General features: G+C 66.1%; 1 protein-coding gene. It reads right to left on the reverse strand.

Annotation, left to right across the window (positions count from 1 at the left end):
* The coding region (locus MKD38_RS30770; RefSeq protein ID WP_252682447.1) for a type VI secretion system Vgr family protein at window positions 1-723 on the reverse strand (723 nt) is incomplete at both ends.

Raw genomic sequence — 723 nt, forward strand, 5'->3', positions numbered from 1 at the left:
GAGCGATTGCCCATCGACCATGCCGGCTGCAGCCTTGGCTTGCTTCGCCAATGGCGACTCGTCGTCCTTCCCGGTCGACAGGGCTTGGGTCTGGTGCGTGGTGGCGCCATCGCCCAACGTCCTGACCAGATCGCCCGCCTGCCGCAGCAGTGCGATACCGGCAGCGTTGTCGCCAGTCGGCAGCACGTGGCCCGTGACGGCATCGCGATAGGTCGTCAGCAACAGCCCGGCTTGGCCCCGCACAGCGGCGTAGCCATCAGTGCGCAGCTCGAACCCCTGGCCCCGGAAGCTGCCACGGCGATTCTCCTGCTGGTGAATTACGTGGCCGAGGTTGAGCTGGGTCGCTTGTTCCGTCGTGGCAAGTTGTGTCCGCAGCTGGTCATCGGAGTCATCGAACACCAGTTGGTTGTAGCCCTTGCCGCCGTGTTCCTGGCTCTTGAAGCCGGTCAGCGCGGCGTCGTTGCGATGGCCGTCCGGGTCAGTGCCCATGCCGTGCCACGCCGGGCTGTTGCCGCCGGCGAGGTTGCCCTGTGCGCTCGGCTGGCTGTCGGAGCCCATTGCATAGATGCCGCTGGCGTCATAGGGCTGGGCGAATGTGGTGCCACTCATGGACTTGCCGCCCGGCGTCGGAGCGATGCCGGCTTCGCCCTGGCCGTTGTACAGCGCCCCGATCACGAACGGCTGGTCGATATCGTTGTCCGTGAACTTGACCAGCACCTCCTG

The organism is Cupriavidus sp. WGlv3 (assembly GCF_023952475.1).
Taxonomy (GTDB): Bacteria; Pseudomonadota; Gammaproteobacteria; order Burkholderiales; family Burkholderiaceae; genus Cupriavidus; species Cupriavidus phytorum.